Raw genomic sequence first — 19,962 nt, forward strand, 5'->3', positions numbered from 1 at the left:
GCGTCGACAACAATGCGACGAACCACTCGACGATCATGACCAATGCCGAGCATGCGGAGAAGGCGCTGGCGTATGACGTGGCGATTGGCCTTTGCTACTTGTCGGACGAGGATCTGAAGAGGCTTCGTATCGCTGCGGATTGGCGCTTCGGCGAAGATCTAAACCCTTACGATCCTGGCTACCCGTATGCCGAGTACTTCGTGGAGGGCGTCATGAAAAAGCAACCGCTGAGCGATTGGTTGACGTCCGACCCCGAGGCGATGATGCCATCGAAGATCGTCGATCAACGCGATGGGGTGCTATGAGGCTGATCTCGACCTGGCGCCGCCGTTTTGTTCTGACTGCACTCGTGATGCTTACCGCATCAATCTTTGTGGCGGTGTTGATGTTTTCAGGTGAGTCGGCGCATCGTTCATGGAGCGTGAAGGAAGTGATGGTCCAACTTTTCGTGTTTCCTGCCTTATTGGCCACAGCCATACTTTGCTTCTCCACCGCAGCGGCTGCGCCAGCGCCACCCATGATGAACACCGCTCATCGAGCCGAATCGGGATCGCCGTCGTCGGAATCCTCTCGAACGTTCGCTGCGCAAGTGGTCGGCGTTGAATGGCTCAATCCCCTGCAACGCCGAGACTACCCGACCGAGTGGCAGCTTCTATGGACTCTGGGTCTCGTAAAACCCAACGCCAATGACGACATGGTAGGGACTGATCCCGAGAGCTTCACGTCTATCAGACCAGTGGCAGGCGTTGCGAACGGCCTTTGGGGGGAGGAAACATTTGACGGATTCCATCGCAAGTATGTCCGCCGATTGCTACGCGTTTTCGCCGAGAGGTATGTGATGAATCAATACTACTTCTACACCGTAGCACCTACATGGAAACGTAGCTGGCGTGAACTCGCAGGAGTACACATCGAATACGCACTTCCCGCCGGCAGGCTCGACCCCAAACAGGCGCGTGATCGCCTGCAAGAGGAGATTGTCGGCCTGTTCAACATTGGCAACCCCTATTTTCCAGATCTGTGGTCCAAAGATACGCCACCCGACGTCAACGTCACGCTCGGCGGCGCGAACGCAGGTTTCGCGTCGTTGAACGCCGCCCTCGATTATCTGGAATCGCATCCGCAGGAAAGCGTGTGGGTGATGAACTGGGATGCGCCCAGTTTCCCGCCGGAGGACGCGCAGATGAACGAAAACATGACCTTGCTGATCCTTGCAGGGCCGCAAATGAAGACCGAGCGCGATCCGCTAGCGTGGATCAGCCGAGTGGCGACCGCGAACGTTGGCGATTTCGAGCCGAGAGTGGGTACGTCCCGCAAGGTGCAAGCCTGGAAGGCTGCGATCGACGCTGCCGCCCTCAATGCAAACATCAAGTCATCGGATATTAGCTACGTGATCCACGACGCGGGCCAGGGCAGCGATGCCGCATCCGAGCGCATTGGGGCGTTAGCGCAAACGTTGACGGAAACGTTGCCCGACTTCGACTTCCAGAAGCAGACCTTCAACATGCCGGCCTTGCTCGGCGAAACCGGTGCAGGCACGGCGCTGACCGCGGTCGCGCTGGCAATTGGCCGCGCGAATCATCTGGGCGGACACGTATTGGTTGCGGGCACGACGGACTTTGCTCAACTGAGCGCGGTAATCGTCACGCCACCCGCGCAGCTGGTTCCTATCCGCCCGGAAGAGAACTGGTTCAGGGCGCGCGGCGAAGGCGACGCATACCTTCCTTGGTGGGGACGCCGTCACGATGTCTCGTATCCGAGGCAAGGATTCACGTACTAAGAACGGTGGCGCGCGAGAGATCGAGTGCGCCGACAACGCGACGAATCGCAACGGCGCCCTATCCGGACGACGCCCCAACATCGGAGTGTGAAAACATGCGCGGAGTGATTCGCGTCGGCGATTCAACGTCGCACGGCGGCATAGTGACGACCGGCAGACCACAATCGGCCGTGATGGGCCGGGCGGTCGCATGCGTCGGCGACGAATGCACGTGCCCGGTATCCGGGCATCGAAAATGCGTCATCATCGAAGGAGACAACAACGTATCGATCGACGGGCGTCCTGTCGCGTTCCACGGGCACAAAACCTCGTGCGGCGCGACACTGATCTCGAGCATCCCGACATCGGGCCGCCCATGACCGGCTCCGTCGACGATCTGCTCCCGGACTATGAGCGTGAACTGGCGATACTGCGCCACTCGCTAGCTGAATTCGCGCAACGCAATCCAGATGCTGCAGCGCGGCTTTCGATTTCCGGCGAGCACTCGGACGATCCGCACATCGAACGATTGATTCAATCCGCGGCGTTGCTCAATGCTAGAGTAAGCCTGCGCATCAACGACGACTACCCGGAATTGCCGGCCGGTCTGCTCGAAATTCTTCGCCCCGAGTATTTGCGACCTTTCCCGTCTTGTTCGATTGCGCGCTTCGAAGGCAGCGCGGCCACGGCGAAGCTGACGAATCCATTCACGATCGAACGCGGAACCGAACTCAAAACACGGACGGGCGAGTATCGATTTCGGACGGTCTACGATGCAGTCCTATCGCCGTTGCAGATAACCGGCGCGCACTACGCGCCGGCGACTTCAGCCCCGGCGAGGATTCATTTGCACGAGGAAACGACGGGCATCGTTTCCATCGAGTTCGCCGGCTTGTGCGCTAGTCCTCTGTCGAGGAGCGTTGTTCCCGAACGTGTGCGCATCTTCGTCGACGGCAATCGCCGTGAGGTTGCCGCGATCATCGATACCTTGCTGCTTCGTACATCGAACGCATTCGTCGAAGTCGATACAAACGGAGCCTGGATTGCGTTGGATCCTGTCCTCGTGTCGTCGGCGGGCTTCGATGGTACCGAGGCGATCATCGAGCGGCGCGACGCGAGTCAGTCGCATTTTCGAATGCTGCTCGAATATTTCTCGTTTCCCGAGAAGTTCGATTTTGTCGACGTCGACTTTTTGCCGCTAATGCGGATAGCCGGTTCGTGTCGTAGCGTGACCCTGCATCTGCCGGTCAACGGCGTGCATCGTGATTCGCATCTATCGCAGCATCTGCAGGCGATTTGCGCGGCGAACTTCAAACTGTTCTGCACACCCGTCGTCAATTTGTTCGCCACGCCAGCAGAACCCATCGCACAGGAAAAGACGAAGCCCGCTGTCTATCCGATCATACCGGGCGAGCTGAGCGGACCCGAGGCCGTGGTGTACCGCGTCGATGAAGTTAGCGTCACCATGGTTACTCCGAAGGGAGCCATCGCCCGGAATGTCGAGGCCTTCTTGTCTCTTTCTAAGCACATGTATCACGCGGCTGAGCACGATGCGTCGATGTATTGGCTTGTCGAGCGCGATACACGGTTCGCCGAAACCGAGGCCGAGCAGAACATGTTGCTTTCGCTCGTCGATGCCAACGGTGCGATGCTGATGGCGGGTGGGATGCAGATCGACATGGACCTGACTTGTACGAACGGCAATGCGCCTGCCGAGTTGCAGATCGATCATCCTAGCGGGGATTTCGTCTACGGCAACGAAGCGCTGAGCGGGCGCGTATCGATGTCGATTCGGCCTACGCCAAGCATTGCACGGCGAAATGTGCGTAATCAGCTGTGGGACGTCGTCGCGATGCTGTCCGCTGGACCGTTGTCGATTTGCGAGGCCGGTTTGCCGGCGTTCAAGGAACTACTGACGGCTCACGCGCCGTCGCAATCGGCGCGCGTGAAACGACACATCGAGAGCTTGACTCATCTCTCGCACGAATCCGCGCTGGACTGGGTGGTAAGGGAACCGCAACCGGGCTTGATGCGAGGTATGCGTGTGCGGTTGGCTGTCGATGAGGTGCTGCTCGCCGATTGTGCGATGAGTGTATTCGCCCGTGTGCTCGAAACTGTTTTTGCGCATTACGCGCCGGTGAATAGCTTCGTGCAGTTGGTTTTCGTGTCGGCACAGAATGGGGCCGAACTTGTAAGAGGGAAGCCGCTGCCCGGCGCGATCGAGCTTGTTTGACGAATAATGGCGCGTGTCGAGGGCAGCGCATATCGTTGTCGTGCGCGCGTGTATTGAAGCGATCACCGTGCCGCTCGGTGGACGGGAGAACCCGTCCGCATTTTTGTGGCGAGGTGTTGAGCAACGTTTATCCGTCCGATCGGCAGCGCTCTGCTCGCCGCTGAGCCGTGGCGTCTTCGACGGCTTCGATGCCTTTGGCCGCTACGACCATTTGGCCGTCATCGCCAATGCCGCCCGTGCGCGAAACGCTGCGCAACGCCTGCTATCGCTAGCGTGCTGTCCGCCACCAGGCCGTTAGTCCTCCCGCTTCGACATCGCCAATGCCCGAGCATAAAGCGCGTTTCGAGAAGCGCCGGTAATCGCAGCCGCCAACCGTGCCGCGCTGCTGACGGAAACCTCTTCGAGCAACAACGACAGCAGCGCGTCATGCGCCGCCTCGTCTTCGTCGGTGCGAGCCGGAGCGCCTTGAACCACGAGCACGAATTCTCCGCGCTGCCGGTTCGGGTCGGCTGCGAGCCACGTTGGCCCTTCGGCTAGGGTGCAACGATGAATCGCTTCATGTAGTTTCGTCAATTCGCGCGCGACGAGTAGTTGCCGCTCGCCGCCGAACGCATCGGCCAGCGCTTGCACGGTTTCGACGATGCGGTGCGGCGCCTCGTAAAAGACCATCGCATGCGGATGCGCGGCGAGCGATTGCAGATGCGCGGCGCGTTGCTTGGCTTTCGTCGGCAGAAAGCCGAGGAAGGAGAACGTGCCGACGAAGTCTCCGGCAGCGGAGACGGCCGTCGTCACTGCGCTCGCGCCGGGCAGCGGCACGACGGCGAAGCCCGCTTCGCGCACGGCGTCGACGAGTTTGGCGCCTGGATCGGACACGCCGGGCGTGCCTGCGTCGGACACATAGGCGACACGTTCGCCGGCGCGCAGGCATTCGACGATACGCTCGGCCGCTTCGCGCTCGTTGTGCTCATGCACGGCCACGAGTGGCTTGGACAGGCCGTACAGCCCGAGCAGTTGCCCGGTATTGCGGGTGTCTTCGGCGGCGATGCGATCGACGAGGCCGAGCACGTGTAGCGCGCGCAGCGTGATGTCGGCGGCGTTGCCGATCGGCGTTGCAATGACGTAGAGCGTGGCGCAAGGGCACTGCTGCCGCTGCGCGAGATCGAGGAGATCGGACATGAAGCGAGAGACGCCAACGAGCGAGGGAAGGCCGCCATTGTGCCATGTGCGGCAGGCAGGAACGGTGCGTGGGAGCGAGCCGCGGCCCCCGGATGAAAGCAGATCGAATGGTGCGGACAACTTTTCCGGGCGAGGCGAGTCGAAACGCCTCGGAGCCGTATTCGAAGCGCACGCGCTGGATTTTCTGCGGCGACAGCGGCTGCGCCTCGTCGCACGCAACGTGAGCTGCCGGGGCGGCGAGATCGACTTGGTAATGCGCGACCGCGACGGCTCGCTCGTTTTCGTCGAAGTGCGCGCTCGGGCGGGTGGGCGATACGGCGGGGCGGCGGCTAGCATTGGCGTGCACAAGCGGCGGCGCATCTTGCTTGCGGCTCGGTATTTCTTGGCGACGCGGGGGGAGGGCGCTAGCGCTTGCCGGTTCGATGTCGTGGTGTTCGAAGGGCGGCGGCTGAATTGGCTGCGCGACGCCTTTCGCGAGGATGGGAGTTAAAACGTGCCTGAGGAGACCGGCCAGTACGGTAAACTTGCGCGCTGACGAACGGCCGCGTATTGGCGGGGCCGGCAGAATAGAGAACCGATGTCAGTCGAACGAATTCAACAGCATTTTCGCGAAAGCGCGGCATTGAAACTCGAAGCGCTGGACGCGTTGTCGATGCCGATTGCCGCGGCCATCGACACCTTGTTCGGTGCGCTTGCGAACGGCAATCGAATTTTCGCGTGCGGTAACGGCGCGGGCGCCGCGGACGCCCAGTGCTTCGCCGCGCATTTGATCGGCAGTTTCGAGCGCGAGCGCCCGAGCTTGCCGGCGATCGCGCTCACGGCTGATAGCTCGGTGCTGACGGCGCTGAGTGCGGGTGGCGCATTCGATACCGTCTACGCGAAACAGCTGCGCGCGTTGGGGCATGCGGGCGACGTGTTGCTCGTCATTGCGTCGGCGCGGGATGAAGCAAATTTGCTCGAAGCGATCGCGGAAGCGCATGAGCGCGAAATGATCGTGATTGCGTTGACGGGGGATGGCGGCGGCAAAGTGGGCGAAGCGCTGGCGGATTTGGACATACAGATTTGCGTGCCGTCGCAGCGGGCGGTGCGGATTCGCGAAGTGCATGTATTGGCTATTCACTGCTTGTGCGACGGCATCGATGCCATGTTGCTCGGCGAAGATTGACTTCGAAGGAGTTCGTTGATGAGGGCAGATCGCGTCATGAAGACGCTCGTGCGTGGAACGCTGGCGGTTACGACGGCGGCGGCATTGGTGGCGTCGTTGCAGGGGTGTGTGCTGGCAGTGGCGGGCGCGGCGGGCGGCGGGGCGCTGATGGCGACCGATCGTCGCACGGTGGGTACGCAAACCGAGGATCGCGAGATTCAGCTGAAGGCCTATTCGCAGATCGCCAACGAACTGGGGGACGACACGCACGTGGACGTGACGGTGTTCAATCGGCGTGCGCTGCTGACGGGCGAAGCGCCGACGGACGCGGTGAAGCGGCGTGCGGAAGAGATCACGCGCGGAGTGGGGAACGTCGAATCGATCGTCAACGAGATCGCGATTGCGCCGAAGACATCGTTTTCCGATCGGGCGAACGACTCGTATCTAGTGGCGCGGGTGAAGGCGGCGTTGATTGCCGAGAAGGGGATTTCGGCGAACGACTTCAAGGTGGTGGGCGAGCGCGGGAACATCTATTTGATGGGGCTCGTGACCACGCAAGAGGGCAATCTTGGGGCGGCGGTTGCGGCGAACGTGCCGGGCGTGATGAGCGTCGTGAAGGTGTTCCAGTACATCAAGCCGGAAGACGCGCAGACGCTGGCGCCGGCGGCGGGGCAAGCGGCGAGCGCGCCGAGTTCGGCGCAATCGGCCGAGGCTGAGCCGACGGTGGGGGCGGTGCCAATGGGCGGTGTGACGGCGCAGCCGTTGGAGCAGAAGACGCCGGCGCCGGTTTCGAGCTCGACGCAGGTGCATCCGGGTAGCTCGGGGCAAGTTAAGCAATGATGGGCGGGGTTTTGCGGGCCGGGCTTGCTGTTTGGGTGGGGTTGGCTGGGATGGTTTGGGTGGCATGGCCCGGGGCGGCGGTTGCGGCTTCGGCGCCGGCTGGGTATGAGATCGCTCAGCAGAACGCCTGCTTGGGATGCCATGCCGTGGATCGGAAGCTTGTCGGGCCGGGCTTCAGGGATATCGCGGCCAAGTACAAGGGCGACGCGGGCGCGCAAAACCGGCTGGAGAAGAAGGTGCGCGACGGTGGGGCCGGGGTTTGGGGCGTTATTCCCATGCCATCTCACCCACGGATGAGCGACGCCGATATTCGGACGGTGGTCGGATGGGTGCTCAGCGGGGCGCCGACGGCGGCTCAGTAGTTGCGCTAGGAGGCGGTTTACAAGGAGGGGCTTGTCAAACCCCATAACCCCGTGCCAGAATTGCTGCTTCGTTGGGGCGGTAGCTCAGCTGGGAGAGCGTCGCGTTCGCAATGCGAAGGTCGTGAGTTCGATCCTCATCCGCTCCACCAATAAAATCAAAGGGTTACAGGTGATTTGCCTGTAACCCTTTTTCGTTTCGCGGGCCATGTAGTCCAGGAGTAACGGGATTTTGGTCCATCCTATTCGTTCCGACCACCCACCCCACAAAGCCAAACTGGCGCAAATGCACCTGTCGAGACGAGCGAGTCGCAAGTTCAGACTCTCGTTAAGACTTCCTACGGTGTCGCAGGGAGCTTCCGTGTCTCGACTCGCTCGAACGTTACTCGACTGTGCCTTGCTACTCGGCACCAGTTGAGGTGTTCTACGATATGTCCAAGACCTTGTCGTTGCGCCCACGCGAGATACCGACGGAAATGCTCAGCAGTCTCAGCGTGCCTCAAGTAGACGTAGCACCCTTTGATCCCACGAGACAGCAGCACCTCCATACGTGTTCTTCACCCATCGGGTAAAGTCTTCGCGCGATTTCTTCACCTCTGAATCAAAAAGAATAGGTGTCCGTTTTTGCGGGTCAACTTCACTCGCCACTCTTTTGTACCGTGCGATGTGCGGGGGCAGCCGGCGCGCGCGGTGTTTCGCCTTGTCGGTCATGCCCGAAGCACAGCATGGGTCAGCTTCTCAAGTCGAAGTGAAATTTGACGATAACAAGTGGTAATCCATCGACATTGGATTTGCGCGTCCGCAGTGTTACCACGGCCCAAAGCAAACGCCTCGGGACATCTGAATTGGATGTTGATCCGGCGACTGCCTCGGTACCAAGCTAGAACTCGGCGCTTAGCGATTTGCTTTGCGATCTGCGCATTCCGTCGTGGTTGGCCCACCGACAATCAGAGAGCGCGATATGCTGCCGCCAGTGAATAAAGAAGAAATTCGACGAGCAATCACGGAATTTGACATTGGCTTACGAAATGCTGTCGAATGGAAAGGCTGGGAACAAAGGAGCAATCAGCGCTGGGCGCTTGAGGAGGGCGGCCGGCTCTACCCGCCAAAGAAGATAGTCTCCCTCGCCACCGGAAAGCCCGTTTCGACGTTCTCCGGTGGGCCAATGACAAATAATTATCTTGGCGACTTAGGGTTTAAAGTCGTCAGCCTGCCGGGAGCGGTTCCCACGCCGGGCGAAATACCGGTATTCGTCGTTGGTAGCGCATACCGTCGCAAGGATGAAATCACCGGACGGTTTGGCGGAAGCAGTCAAAGCGGCATCGCGCCGTCGAGCATTGTGCCGGCCATCTTTCTTTTCTCAGGGGGATCAGGCGAGCAATACGGGTACAAGGACCACGAGGACGAAACCGGATGCTTGCTATACACCGGGGAAGGCCAAGTTGGCGACATGACGATGACCCGCGGAAATGCAGCGATCGCAATGCATGCCCAGCGTGGACGCGCGCTGCATATCTTTGAAAATACAGGTAAAGGCAAGCCGTGCGTCTATAAAGGCGAGTTCGTATACGGTTCGCATTTCACAGTGCGCGGTCCAGATCGGAATGGGGACGACCGCGAGTTGATCATCTTTCGGCTTATTCCGGTATCGAAAATATCGGAGATGGCACTCGAGCTCGATGGCCGCGACGTTAGTCAAGCGTCGCAGGAACCGACCATCGTGGATGCGTTAGACCTTCGGCAACTGCGGGACGCTGCTGTCGCCGCATGCCAGTCCCCTACGTCATCGGCGGACCCAAAGCAGACCCTAAGTGTCATTTACCGGCGGAGCTTGCAGGTGAAGCGCTATGTGCTTGCTCGGGCTCGCGGGCATTGTGAACTCTGTTATGAGCCGGCCCCCTTCAATCGAAAGAGCGATGGAAGCCCGTATCTCGAACCTCACCATATAAACCGATTGTCAGATGGGGGCTTGGACCACCCGCTATACGTCGGGGCGATTTGCCCCGCGTGTCACCGCCGGATCCATTTTGGGGTCGATGGCGCGGCTCAAAACGAGCAGCTGCGAGCGAACGTTGAGGAAAGAGAGGCTGAAGTTAGTCACAACGGCGACTTATAGTCTTTGCATGCCGCTTCGCGGCGGCCAACGGACCAACTCTGAGCTGACCATTGCGTGAGAGCGGCGAACTCGCGGGCGACGCGCCGGGCACCTCGCGTTCAGCCCGGATATCGCTAGTGGGGACTATTGGATGACCGATGACACAAGATACCGTGGCTCGGCACGAGCTTATAACCGCACGGAGTTCATCGGCGACCGCGTTGCTGCAGCGTCCGTCTGCCGACGGCCGCCGCTCGATCAGCGCAACATATTCAGCATTTTTTCTGCTGCGGGCCAGGGCAGCCGTCGTTTGCCGGACTTCATTCTGTCGAGCGCCCACATGGCGTCGTCGACCGTCAGCAGTTGGTTCTCGACCATGGCGCACAGCCGCGCTGCCAGCAGCAGATGCCCCAGTTCATGCGCCAGGGTGAACCGCTGCCGATCACCGGGCCACCGCTTGGAAACAGCCACGACAGGATATTCCCTGCCATCTTCGGTTCGCGCCTTGGCAGTCAAGCCAGAGAACCCGCGGTTCTCTTCATCGACCGCGATGACTAGCAAGCCGAGCCCTTCAAGGGTGTCGGTGAGGTCGGCTACCCATGGATTTGCGCTCCTGCATCGAACCCGTTCGTATCTTCCAGAGTTGCAATCCGTGCTAATGGACGAAGACACCTTGCTTCGACACACGGCGCTTTGGGTAGACGAAAATGAGCAGCATCCGGCGGCGGAACTCACGCTTCTGACCGAGGCCGAGCAACGGCTCTATCGAAATCTCAAGCAGCAGCGATGGGGGCAGAATGTCCGCTTGGAACAGGAGCGGGTTGATTGGGACACTGCCTGGCATGCGTTGCAGCGCTTGATTTTTTGAGCTGCCCTCTCAGTCGAGTGAATCCTGGCATGACCCAATCTGTGCGGGGCATCCCATACCCGATTTCGCCATTCCCTCAGTCCGTTGCGGCGATCGGCGATCTTTTCGCCGCACGCCGCGCGGAGATTGGCTTGCCCTTGCAGCGAATAGGATGTTTAATCCCCGCATGAACAGCGGAGAAAACCTCTACATCTGGCAGGCCGCCGACTGGCCCAACTGGCGCTACGACCTGTCTGCGCTGATCGGGTCATTGACCGAGGTCAGCCGTGCCCAGGGCGCGCTGTTGGGCCGTTTGGCCGACGTGGGCATCGGGCTGCGCGATCAGGCCAGCCTTGCCGCGCTAACCGACGAGGTGGTCAAGACCAGCGAAATCGAGGGCGAGCTGCTCAACGTCGAATCGGTGCGATCCTCCGTCGCCCGGCGTCTGGGCGTGGACATCGGAGCGATAGCGCCGGTGGATCGACACGTCGAGGGCGTGGTGGAGATGGTGCTCGATGCCACGTCCAACGCCGCCTCCCCCCTGACCACCGAGCGACTGTTCGGCTGGCATGCAGCGTCGTTCCCGACCGGCTACTCGGGCATGAACAAGCTCGCCGTGGGCCGGTGGCGCGACGATGCCGCGGGGCCGATGCAGGTGGTTTCCGGCCCGGTGGGGCGGCGCAAGGTCCACTTCCAAGCGCCGCCCGCCGGTGTGCTGCCCGGCGAGACAGCGCGCTTGCTCGAGTGGGCGAACAAGGAAAATGGCGAGCCCATGCTCGTCAAGGCCGGGCTGGCACACCTGTGGTTCGTCACTCTGCACCCGTTTGACGACGGCAACGGGCGTATTGCCCGCGCCGTGGGCGACTTGTTCCTGGCCTGCGCCGACGGCAGTCCGCAACGCTTCTACAGCTTGTCGGCGCAAATCCAACGCGAGCGCAAAGACTACTACGACGTGCTCGAACTCACGCAGAAGGGCTCTCTGGATGTCACCGGCTGGCTGTCGTGGTTCCTCGGCACGCTAGGGCGCGCCCTCGCCAGCGCGCAGACCACGCTCGATGTCGTGCTGGTCAAGGCGCGCTTCTGGCAACGTTGGGCTGGCACGCCGTTGAACGAGCGGCAGGTGAAGCTTCTCAACCGGCTGCTCGACGGCTTCGAGGGCAAGCTCACGAGCAGCAAGTGGGCGGCCATTGCCAAGTGCTCGCCCGACACTGCGCTGCGCGACATCACGCAGTTGCTTGAACTCGACATGCTGAAGAAGTCGCCCGGCGGCGGGCGAAGCACCGGCTACGAAGTCGCGGATGCTTGTTGAGCATCGCGCGAACGACCCTGCACGAACGGACGGCGCCGGCCAGTAGCGAGCTCATCGGTAGACGCGCACTTCCAAGCAGCGAATCCAAAGGCCGCAGAACTCCAACTTTCTTGGCGTCAAGCACGCCGCAGCCATGCCTGTGTCCGCGCCCCCGTGGCTCAGAATTACTTTGCGCGCAGCACCTCCGCCGCGTGATTCCGCCCACGGGGGGATCCATATCTCCTGAGCGACGCGTTCCCAAAATCTGCCCACTCGTCAGCGCCCAAATGGCCCCTCCCAAACCCCTCGCTTGAACTAAACTTAAACCCCCGGCAGAAAAGCCCGTTCCCCATGGCGCACCTTTTCTTCGCCCCATCGATCCAGCGCCACTTGCCGCTACCGGAGCGCGACGTCGCAGCGCGCTCGGTCGACGAGGCGTTAGCTATCGTCTTCGCCGAAGAGCCGCGCTTGCGCGGCTACATCCTCGACGACCAAGGCGGTCTGCGCCGTCATTTGGCCATCTTCGTAGACGGCAGACCTTTGCGCGATCGCCGCCGTCTTTCCGACGTAGTCGAAGCGGACAGTCGCATCTACGTAGTGCAAGCGCTATCGGGCGGCTAACACAGCGACACGCCCAAAGCACTAGGGCACTAGGGCACGAAAGCAAAGGAAACTCGGAGACAACCCGGAGACAACCGTGAACGACGACCGCTTGCTCATAGGCACCCGCAAAGGGCTCTTCATATTCGAAAAAGACGCTACGAATCCGCGTAGCTGGAAGCAGACCGCCCATCATTTCATCGGCGAGCCCGTCAGTTCCGCGCTGGCCGATCCACGCGACGGCACGCTATACGCCGCGCTCAACCTGGGTCATTTCGGCGTGAAATTGCATCGCCTCCGCGCTGGCGCGCAAGAATGGGAGCCGTGCGCGGCGCCGATGTATCCGCCGCAGCCGCAACCTGAAAACCCACCCGCCACCACGTCCATACCCACCGACGAAAACGCCGCGCAGCCGGCCGAGCCCCTATGGTCGCTGGAACAAATCTGGACGCTGGAGCCAGGCGGCAACGACCAGCCCGGCACGCTCTGGGCCGGCACCATCCCGGGCGGCTTGTTTCGTTCCGATGACAGCGGCGAAAGCTGGACGCTGATCCGTTCGTTGTGGGACCGTCCCGAGCGCCGCGACTGGGGCGGCGGTGGCTACGATCACCCGGGGATCCATTCGGTATTGGTCGACCCGCGCGATAGCCGTCACGTGACGGCAGCCGTATCGACGGGCGGGCTTTGGCAAACGCACGACGGCGGCGAAACATGGCGGCAGACCGCCAATGGCATGCAAGCCGATTACATGCCGCCCGAGCGGCGCGAGGAGCCGAACGTGCAGGACCCGCACCGAGTCGTGCAATGCGCGGCCGCACCGGACACGCTATGGACGCAACACCACTGCGGCATCTTTCGCTCGACAGATGGTGGCAACCATTGGTCGCGCATCGAGGCGCAGCCATCGAGCTTCGGCTTCGCAGTCGCCGTCCATCCGCGCGACGCCGATACGGCGTGGTTCGTGCCCGCGATCAAAGACGCGTTTCGCATTCCCGTCGATGGGCGCTTCGTCGTCACACGCACGCGCGATGGCGGCCGCACCTTCGAGCCGTTCGCCGAAGGCTTGCCGCCCGCGCCCGCTTACGATCTCGTCTATCGGCATGGCTTGGTCGTCGATTCGACCGGCGCCGGTCTAGCCATGGGTTCGACGACGGGCGGCCTATGGACGTCCCACGATGCCGGAGAAAGCTGGCGCGAAATCTCCGCGCATCTTCCGCCCATCTATCATGTGAGCTTTGCCTAATCGCCATTGACGTTATCCGTCGGCGCAGGCCCCGCGGCAGGCGAGTCGCTCGACTTCGACTCGTTCGAGAAGACGATCGCCCGCCGCGCGTTCTCAGTCACCCGATGCCCTTACGTCTCTCGACGCGAGGTACCGATCACACGAACGACGTTCACCGCCCAGTCCCCGCCATCTTCACCTCGCCCAGCGTAGGCTGGATCGCCACGCCTTCTCCCGCATCCATCTGCACGCCGCGATGCTCGCGCCCGAGGCTGATCAGCACCGATATCACCACGGCCACGGTCCCGGCAACGAGTGCCATCGCCATTCCGTAATTGTCGCCATGCTGATGGGCGATACCGGCTTGGATCGTTGCATTGGCCGAAGCCAGCAAATTCCCCAGTTGATAAACGAGTCCCGGGAATGTCGCACGCACTTCGGGCGGCGACATTTCGTTCAGATGCGCCGGTATCACACCCCAAGCGCCTTGCACGGAGATCTGCATCAAGAACGCGCCGATCGCCAACGCAATGCTGCCGCTCGCAAACGCCCACAACGGCAACACAGGCAACGCGATCAACGCGGCGATCGCAATCGCCTTGCGCCGGCCAATCTTCTCCGACAACGAGCCGAACAAGATCCCGCCGATGATCGCGCCGATGTTGTAGGTAATCGCGATCGCGCTAACCGTATGCGTCGAGAACTTGTGTTGCACCAGCAGGAACGTCGGATAAAGATCTTGCGTGCCGTGGCTGAAGAAGTTGAACGCCGTCATCAGCACGATCATGTAAAGCGCAAGCTTCCACTCGCGCGCCAACACGGCGACGATGCTCGGCCGCGTAGCGACGTGGCGGCTACGCTCCCACGTGGGCGATTCCGGCACGTTGCGGCGGATGAACAGCACGAGCAACGCAGGCAGCACACCGATCATGAACATGCCGCGCCAGCCGATCGAATCGTGCAGCAGCCCGAATACGACCGATGCCAGCAGGTATCCCGACGGGTAACCCGCTTGCAGAATGCCCGACATAATCCCGCGCGATTTCGGCGGAATCGACTCCATCGTCAACGCCGACCCGACACCCCATTCGCCGCCCATTGCGACGCCGAATAAGCTACGCAGCACCAGCAGCATCGCCAGGCTCGTGGCGAAGCCGGATGCAAGGTCGAGCAACGAAAACAAAACGATGTTCGCCATCAGCACGGGGCGGCGCCCGTACTTATCGGCAAGCCGCCCAAAAATCAACGCGCCCAAGGGGCGCAATGCTAGCGTGAGCGTAATCGCCACGGTCACGCTGGTGATTTCGGTGCCGAAGGCTTTGGCGATGTCTTTCAGGACGAACACCATCAAGAAGAAGTCGAAGGCGTCGAGCGTCCAGCCTAGATAGCTCGCGAGGGCGACGCTACGTTGCTGCTTGGTCCATGTCATGAATCTGTCTCCTGTAGGGCTTTAGTTGTGGTCACGGTTGGCGCGGCCTGGTGCCGTCGCCGTGACGCCCTATAACGCAGGAGGTATGCCAGCCGTTGAGCGCAGCTAACACATTGATTTAGAGAGATTAACGGTTCCGCAGTACAACGCCTGCGCGCGGAAAACCGCCCGGCAAGCGCTTATCGATGTGCGGAAATCGTGACGAGCGAGACGGTGTAAACCCGAGGGCGACGCCGGTGCGCAGAGGGCCGCGTCACTGTCATGCATCGGCACACCGCGCTTATGGTTTGGCGAAGATTCAGCAAGGCTTCGCCGAACGTTCAACGAAAGTCCTCGGATGTAATCCCGAGCCTGCGCATTTTGTCGTAAAGCGTTTTCTTCGGCAGTCCTAAACGCTCGCAGGCCAGCGCGGCTCGCCCCTGGCAGGCGCGCAGCGCCTCTTCGATCAGATGCCGCTCGAAGCGATTGACCTGTTCTTCGAGCGTGCGCGGCGCCGCACCCATGGGGGCCTGCGCATCGCCGACATCGGTCAGCAAGCCAAGCGTGAAACGCTCGGCGACGTTGCGCAGCTCCCGCACGTTCCCGGGCCAACTGCGCGACATCAGCGCGTGCATTTGCTGCGGGCTCAATGCGTTCGGCACGGTTCGCCCATAGCGCGCCGACGCTTGCAAAACGAAGTGATCGAACAAGAGAGGAATATCCTCGCGTCGCTCGCGCAGCGGTGGGACCTCGAGCACCACCACGCCTAGGCGGTAATAGAGGTCGTCGCGAAAGCGTTGCTCGCGCGCCAGCGCCAGCAAGTCGGCCTTCGTGCCCGCGACGATGCGGCAATTCATCGGCAGCAACTCGTTCGAGCCTACGCGCTCGAACGCGCGCTCTTGCAGCACGCGCAGAAACTTCGCTTGCAGCGACATCTGCATCGTCTCGATTTCGTCGAGAAACAGCGTGCCGCCATCAGCGTATTCGAGCTTGCCCACTCGTCGCTTGAGCGCACCCGTGAACGAGCCCGCTTCGTGACCGAAGACTTCGCTTTCGAACAGCATCTCGGGAATGCCCGCGCAGTTGATCGCCGCGAAGTTGGCATCGCGGCGGCGGCCCGCGTCGTGCAGGCAACGCGCAACGACTTCTTTGCCCGCGCCAGTCTCACCGAGGATCAACACGTTCGTATCGGTGTCGGCAAGATCGACGATGACCCGCCGCAGCCGTTCGATCGCGGGCGATTGCCCGAGTAGCTTCGCCTCGATGCGATTGCGGCTGCTCGCTTGCCGCCGCAGCGTGTCGAGTTCGAGCGTGAGGTGACGCTTCTCGAGCGCGCGTTGGGCAACGTCGGCGATGTGTTCCGATGAGAACGGCTTCTCGATGAAGTCGTACGCGCCGCGCTTCATGGCTTCGACCGCCATCGCTATGTCACCATGACCGGTCACGAGGATCACGGGCAGGTCGGCGTCGATCGACCGGATCTGTTCGAGCAGCGCGAACCCGTCGATGCCGGGCAGGCGCACGTCGGTCACGACGATACCGGGAAAGCCCTGTCGAACATGCCGCAGCGCTTGCTCCGCACGCTCGAACGGCTGCACCTCGATGCCGCGCAATTGCAGCGCCTGCACACCGCCGAGGCGCACTGCAGGTTCGTCCTCTACGAACAGTACCCGTAGGTCATCGGGCTCCGTGCGGTCTACTGACATCATGCTTTCCTTGCTGGCGGCGGTTGCAGCGACTGCGTAGGTTGCTCGGGTGCCGCAGGCGGCGTTTGTCGAATCGGTGATGACGGTTGCTCGTTCTTCGACTCAGCGTCGACCCACGTATGCGCGATGGACTCGTCTACGCGCTCATCGTGAGGCTGCGCATTAGCTCGACGCAGACGCAACGTAAACGAGGCACCCGCCGTCGCCTCGGTCGCATCTGCCTTCAGCGTGCCGCCGAATTCGCGTACGATCCCCGCCGAAATGGCGAGGCCTAGACCCAACCCGGCCCCTGGCGGCTTCGTCGTAAAGAACGGTTCGAACAGGCGCGAGCGCGCCGCTTCCGGGATGCCCGGCCCAGTATCGGTGACCGTGATCTTAGTGAAGGCGTCATCCGCTTCATCGGCGCAGACGGCAATCGTGAGCCGGCGCACGGCGCTGCCGAGCATCGCATCGAGTGCATTCGCGAACAAGTTGACGAGCACTTGCTCGAGCCGGTTCGCATCGCCCAGCACCACGCGCTGCTCGGGCGCGGGCGTGTCCGATGCGCTGCGCACGACTTGGACCTTCTCTTTTCTCAGCCTCAGTTCGACGAGGAACAGCGCGTTGGCGAGCGCACGCTCGACGTCGACGGGCGCAAGCTCCGCGGGCGCCTTGCGCGAGAAGCGGCGCAATTGCGCGGTAATCGTGCCCATTCGCTCGATCAGCCCCGCGATGATGCGTAAGTTGTTTTCGGCTTCGTCGGGGCGCCCGCGTTGCAGAAACAGCAAGGCGTTGTCGGACAACGTGCGCAGCGCCGCCAACGGTTGATTGAGCTCATGCGTGATCCCCGCCGACATCTGCCCGATCAGCGCCATCTTCCCTGCTTGCACGAGTTCTTCGAGCGTGGCCTTCAGTGTCGTTTCGGTGCGCTTGTGTTCCGCGATTTCACTGCGCAGGCTTTTGTTGGCGCGGGCAAGCGCCCCGGTGCGTCGAGCGACCTTGCGTTCGAGTTCATCGTTCATGCGCTCGAGCGTTTCGCGCATGGCCAGGCGTTGCGCGATCACCTTCCGGCGTTGCAGCAGATAGAGCGCGACGATCGTCGCGAGCGACAAGCCGAGCGCCGCAACGAGGGCCGCGTAGCGCGCGCTTTTGCGTGCGGGGGCGATATCGGTGAGCGACATGATGCGCCAGTCCGTGCCGGACACCGTTCGGCTGACGACGACGAATTCGTTTCGACGCGTTGCTGGCTCATTCCCGGCGAGCGGATCGCGGGGCGATATCTCATCGATCTCGGCATCGGGCGAGAGACGGCGGCGTGGCACGAGGCCGATTTCAGCGAGCGCGCCTGGGCCGCCGTATTGCCGCTTGGCGTCGATGCGCGCGCGAGCCGCGGCAGAGAGCGGATGCAGCGTGCGATATTTCCACGCGGCAAACGAGCTCAGGAACACGACGCCGTTCGCATCGGCCACGAGCACGGTCTCGTCGCCGCGCTTCCAAAGTGCTTCGATCGGATCGAGACTGATCTTCGTTGCGACCACGCCCAGTTGCTTGCCGTCGGCATCGATGCGTGCGGCGTAGAAATAGCCGGGAAGGCGGCTCGTCGACCCCAGTCCGTAAAAGCGTCCCGTGCCGTTGTTCAGCGCATTGATGAAATAAGGCCGGTACGAAAAATTTTGTCCGAGGAAAGTGATGGGCTGATTCCAATTGCTCGCCGCGAGGGTCGTGCCGTGCAAATCGAGCACGTAGATGGCTGCGGCTTGCGAATCGGTCGTCACATCGGCCAAATAGTGATTCACGCGCGAGATGAGCGCGGCATCGTTGGGATGGCGCAGCAATAAGGCGATGTCCGGGTTCAAGCTCAGCAGCGCGGGCAGGTAGTCGTAGCGCGTCAGCTCGCCCTTGAGCGTGCTCTCGTCGATGTCGAGCCGGTGCGTGGCGCGCTCGATCATCGCGCTCGTTTCGGCGCGTTCCGCGTAGCGATAGGCGGACCATGCCCCGGCGGCGACGAGCGCGGCGAACGCGAGCGCCTTCGCTGTCTGCGAAGCGCTGGGTAAGCGGGCGGCGATGCGCGCGGGCAAGTGCAGCCGCCACGGTGCGGGGGCGGACTGCTCGGATGGGCTCATCTACAGGACAAACGCAAAAAGTAGTACGGCCGGGAGCGCGCAGTTTAGCGAAAACGGCGAAGCGCTGCGATTCGGGTAAATAGGGGCGGCGCGTTCTGCGTTGTTGCCTGAGTGATAACATTTGTTGTCATCGCAACCGCTGCATCGTTACCTCATCTCATGCCCGAGACGTTCGACCAACTGGCCGCATTGATCCGCGCGCGTTTCGCGGAATGGAGCCCGCAGTTTCAAGCGGGCGCCGCGTTCTTGCTCGACCATCCCGACGAAGTCGCCGTACTGTCGATGCGCAAGGTTGCCGAGCGCGCGCAGGTTCAGCCTGCGTCGTTGGTGCGCTTGTCGCAACAGCTCGGTTTTCCGGGGTGGAACGAGCTGCGCGATCTGTTCGTCGCTCGTGTGCGGACCCGGCCCGAGCCGTTGACCGCGCGCGCACGATCGCTCGTTGCGGGAAACAAGAAAGACACGTTTGCGCATGATTTGCTCGTGGCGCAACAGCACAATCTGGAAGCGACGGCCGCTTTTAACGAAGACAACGTCCTGCAAGCGGCGCGCGTGTTGCGTAAAGCGCGGCACGTTTATGTCGCGGGATTTCGCTCATGTTATGCGGTGGCATTTGGTCTTGTGTACGGCTATGGGTTGTTCCGGCCTTCCGTGTCGCTTTTGACGGGTGAGGCGGGAACGCTCGAAATGCAATTGCGTAGCATCACACGCGATAGCGCTACGGTCGTGATCAGCTTTGCGCCTTATTCGGTCGAGGCGGCGCGCGTAGCCGAAGCCGCGATGGAGAAAGGCAGCCGCTTGATCGCGATTACCGACAGCGCCGTGTCGCCTATCGCTTTGAATGCGGACAGCGTATTGATTTTTTCTCACGAAAGCCCGTCGTTCTTTCCTTCGCTCGTTGCCGCCACGGCGCTGGCCGAATCGCTGGTCGCACGGCTGCTTGCGTTAGAGGGCGGAGAAGCCGTCGAGCAGTTGGAACTGGCCGAGCGCTCGCTGCATGCGAAGGGCGCTTACGTGCCATAAGTTATTGATGGCACGTTGGGGGGGCAACGAACCCCAATAGTGAGTGATAGCGCCGTCTGATAACGATTACGGTTAGTGGCAGGGTATGGAGCCCCCGTCTGTTCCTTCAATTCACTAGTTGCACCGGCATTACCGGTTCTATCTGCTTGCCGAGCGACGTTCT

General features: G+C 61.7%; 19 protein-coding genes and 1 tRNA gene. 15 read left to right on the top strand and 5 right to left on the bottom strand.

Annotation, left to right across the window (positions count from 1 at the left end; translation table 11 throughout):
* From QQS38_RS25355 to tssF, 4 genes are all read left to right on the top strand, one after another.
* Window positions 1-305, top strand: a 305-nt coding sequence (locus QQS38_RS25355) for an effector protein Tle3 domain-containing protein (protein WP_479648101.1), incomplete at its 5' end; no start/stop codon positions are given.
* On the top strand, window positions 302-1,780 hold the full coding sequence (locus QQS38_RS25360) for a virulence factor (RefSeq protein ID WP_479648102.1): 1,479 nt from the start codon (window positions 302-304) through the stop codon (window positions 1,778-1,780). The genes QQS38_RS25355 and QQS38_RS25360, both read left to right, overlap by 4 nt.
* Window positions 1,781-1,875: 95 nt before the next feature.
* Window positions 1,876-2,139, top strand: a complete 264-nt coding sequence (locus QQS38_RS25365) for a PAAR domain-containing protein (RefSeq protein WP_479648103.1) — start codon at window positions 1,876-1,878, stop codon at window positions 2,137-2,139.
* A complete protein-coding gene (gene tssF, locus QQS38_RS25370; RefSeq protein WP_479648104.1) occupies window positions 2,136-3,992 on the top strand; it encodes a type VI secretion system baseplate subunit TssF in 1,857 nt (618 codons plus the stop codon). The genes QQS38_RS25365 and tssF overlap by 4 nt, the downstream gene beginning before the upstream one ends.
* 294 nt (window positions 3,993-4,286) lie before the next feature.
* Here the strand turns inward: tssF and rsmI are convergent, their stop codons facing one another.
* On the bottom strand, window positions 4,287-5,168 hold the full coding sequence (gene rsmI, locus QQS38_RS25375; protein WP_479648105.1) for a 16S rRNA (cytidine(1402)-2'-O)-methyltransferase: 882 nt from the start codon (window positions 5,166-5,168) through the stop codon (window positions 4,287-4,289).
* Window positions 5,169-5,205: 37 nt separating this feature from the next.
* Between rsmI and QQS38_RS25380 the strand changes: the two genes are divergently transcribed.
* The 6 genes from QQS38_RS25380 (at window position 5,206) to QQS38_RS25405 (ending at window position 9,627) form a co-directional block, all read left to right on the top strand.
* Window positions 5,206-5,658 carry a YraN family protein gene (locus QQS38_RS25380; protein WP_479648119.1) on the top strand — a complete coding sequence of 151 codons (453 nt, stop codon included), beginning with the start codon at window positions 5,206-5,208 and terminating at the stop codon, window positions 5,656-5,658.
* Window positions 5,659-5,745: 87 nt separating this feature from the next.
* Entirely contained in the window at window positions 5,746-6,333 is a 588-nt protein-coding gene (locus tag QQS38_RS25385; protein WP_479648106.1) for an SIS domain-containing protein, read from the top strand.
* 18 nt (window positions 6,334-6,351) lie between these two features.
* Complete coding sequence (locus QQS38_RS25390) at window positions 6,352-7,152, top strand: BON domain-containing protein (RefSeq protein ID WP_479648107.1); 801 nt, start codon at window positions 6,352-6,354, stop codon at window positions 7,150-7,152.
* Window positions 7,149-7,514 (top strand): c-type cytochrome, encoded by a 366-nt coding sequence (locus QQS38_RS25395; RefSeq protein WP_479648108.1) that lies wholly within the window; start codon window positions 7,149-7,151, stop codon window positions 7,512-7,514. The genes QQS38_RS25390 and QQS38_RS25395 overlap by 4 nt, the downstream gene beginning before the upstream one ends.
* A 73-nt stretch (window positions 7,515-7,587) precedes the next feature.
* Window positions 7,588-7,663, top strand: a tRNA-Ala gene (locus QQS38_RS25400).
* An 809-nt stretch (window positions 7,664-8,472) separates the two neighbouring features.
* Window positions 8,473-9,627 carry an SRA domain-containing endonuclease gene (locus QQS38_RS25405; RefSeq protein ID WP_479648109.1) on the top strand — a complete coding sequence of 385 codons (1,155 nt, stop codon included), beginning with the start codon at window positions 8,473-8,475 and terminating at the stop codon, window positions 9,625-9,627.
* A gap of 237 nt (window positions 9,628-9,864) precedes the next feature.
* On the opposite strand, the gene QQS38_RS25410 is transcribed toward QQS38_RS25405, so the two are convergent.
* On the bottom strand, window positions 9,865-10,167 hold the full coding sequence (locus QQS38_RS25410) for an ImmA/IrrE family metallo-endopeptidase (protein ID WP_479648110.1): 303 nt from the start codon (window positions 10,165-10,167) through the stop codon (window positions 9,865-9,867).
* Here QQS38_RS25410 and QQS38_RS25415 point away from each other — a divergent pair.
* The 4 genes from QQS38_RS25415 (at window position 10,157) to QQS38_RS25430 (ending at window position 13,584) form a co-directional block, all read left to right on the top strand.
* Window positions 10,157-10,474: a Wadjet anti-phage system protein JetD domain-containing protein gene (locus tag QQS38_RS25415; RefSeq protein WP_479648111.1), complete on the top strand. Its 318-nt coding sequence runs from the start codon at window positions 10,157-10,159 to the stop codon at window positions 10,472-10,474. The genes QQS38_RS25410 and QQS38_RS25415 overlap by 11 nt on opposite strands.
* Window positions 10,475-10,640: 166 nt before the next feature.
* Window positions 10,641-11,762 carry a Fic family protein gene (locus QQS38_RS25420; RefSeq protein WP_479648112.1) on the top strand — a complete coding sequence of 374 codons (1,122 nt, stop codon included), beginning with the start codon at window positions 10,641-10,643 and terminating at the stop codon, window positions 11,760-11,762.
* 330 nt (window positions 11,763-12,092) lie between these two features.
* The gene (locus tag QQS38_RS25425; RefSeq protein ID WP_479648113.1) at window positions 12,093-12,362 is read left to right on the top strand and encodes a MoaD/ThiS family protein; all 270 of its coding nucleotides are present in this window, start codon (window positions 12,093-12,095) and stop codon (window positions 12,360-12,362) included.
* Window positions 12,363-12,438: 76 nt separating this feature from the next.
* The gene (locus tag QQS38_RS25430; protein WP_479648114.1) at window positions 12,439-13,584 is read left to right on the top strand and encodes a WD40/YVTN/BNR-like repeat-containing protein; all 1,146 of its coding nucleotides are present in this window, start codon (window positions 12,439-12,441) and stop codon (window positions 13,582-13,584) included.
* Between the two features lie 151 nt (window positions 13,585-13,735).
* Here the strand turns inward: QQS38_RS25430 and QQS38_RS25435 are convergent, their stop codons facing one another.
* The 3 genes from QQS38_RS25435 to QQS38_RS25445 form a co-directional block, all read right to left on the bottom strand.
* A complete protein-coding gene (locus tag QQS38_RS25435; protein ID WP_479648115.1) occupies window positions 13,736-14,992 on the bottom strand; it encodes an MFS transporter in 1,257 nt (418 codons plus the stop codon).
* Window positions 14,993-15,312: 320 nt separating this feature from the next.
* Window positions 15,313-16,680 (bottom strand): sigma-54-dependent transcriptional regulator, encoded by a 1,368-nt coding sequence (locus QQS38_RS25440; RefSeq protein WP_479648116.1) that lies wholly within the window; start codon window positions 16,678-16,680, stop codon window positions 15,313-15,315.
* Complete coding sequence (locus QQS38_RS25445) at window positions 16,677-18,779, bottom strand: sensor histidine kinase (RefSeq protein ID WP_479648117.1); 2,103 nt, start codon at window positions 18,777-18,779, stop codon at window positions 16,677-16,679. The genes QQS38_RS25440 and QQS38_RS25445 overlap by 4 nt, the downstream gene beginning before the upstream one ends.
* Window positions 18,780-18,938: 159 nt before the next feature.
* Between QQS38_RS25445 and QQS38_RS25450 the strand changes: the two genes are divergently transcribed.
* Window positions 18,939-19,799: a MurR/RpiR family transcriptional regulator gene (locus QQS38_RS25450; protein ID WP_479648118.1), complete on the top strand. Its 861-nt coding sequence runs from the start codon at window positions 18,939-18,941 to the stop codon at window positions 19,797-19,799.
* Window positions 19,800-19,962: the final 163 nt, after the last annotated feature.

It is taken from the genome of Trinickia sp. Z7 (assembly GCF_056498045.1).

Coding starts and splice junctions, on each gene's coding strand:
- QQS38_RS25360 (WP_479648102.1), top strand. CDS start 302: ATGAGGCTGATCTCGACCTGGCGCCGCCGTTTTGTTCTGACTGCACTC.
- QQS38_RS25365 (WP_479648103.1), top strand. CDS start 1,876: ATGCGCGGAGTGATTCGCGTCGGCGATTCAACGTCGCACGGCGGCATA.
- tssF (WP_479648104.1), top strand. CDS start 2,136: ATGACCGGCTCCGTCGACGATCTGCTCCCGGACTATGAGCGTGAACTG.
- rsmI (WP_479648105.1), bottom strand. CDS start 5,168: ATGTCCGATCTCCTCGATCTCGCGCAGCGGCAGCAGTGCCCTTGCGCC.
- QQS38_RS25385 (WP_479648106.1), top strand. CDS start 5,746: ATGTCAGTCGAACGAATTCAACAGCATTTTCGCGAAAGCGCGGCATTG.
- QQS38_RS25390 (WP_479648107.1), top strand. CDS start 6,352: ATGAGGGCAGATCGCGTCATGAAGACGCTCGTGCGTGGAACGCTGGCG.
- QQS38_RS25395 (WP_479648108.1), top strand. CDS start 7,149: ATGATGGGCGGGGTTTTGCGGGCCGGGCTTGCTGTTTGGGTGGGGTTG.
- QQS38_RS25405 (WP_479648109.1), top strand. CDS start 8,473: ATGCTGCCGCCAGTGAATAAAGAAGAAATTCGACGAGCAATCACGGAA.
- QQS38_RS25415 (WP_479648111.1), top strand. CDS start 10,157: ATGACTAGCAAGCCGAGCCCTTCAAGGGTGTCGGTGAGGTCGGCTACC.
- QQS38_RS25420 (WP_479648112.1), top strand. CDS start 10,641: ATGAACAGCGGAGAAAACCTCTACATCTGGCAGGCCGCCGACTGGCCC.
- QQS38_RS25425 (WP_479648113.1), top strand. CDS start 12,093: ATGGCGCACCTTTTCTTCGCCCCATCGATCCAGCGCCACTTGCCGCTA.
- QQS38_RS25435 (WP_479648115.1), bottom strand. CDS start 14,992: ATGACATGGACCAAGCAGCAACGTAGCGTCGCCCTCGCGAGCTATCTA.
- QQS38_RS25440 (WP_479648116.1), bottom strand. CDS start 16,680: ATGATGTCAGTAGACCGCACGGAGCCCGATGACCTACGGGTACTGTTC.
- QQS38_RS25445 (WP_479648117.1), bottom strand. CDS start 18,779: ATGAGCCCATCCGAGCAGTCCGCCCCCGCACCGTGGCGGCTGCACTTG.
- QQS38_RS25450 (WP_479648118.1), top strand. CDS start 18,939: ATGCCCGAGACGTTCGACCAACTGGCCGCATTGATCCGCGCGCGTTTC.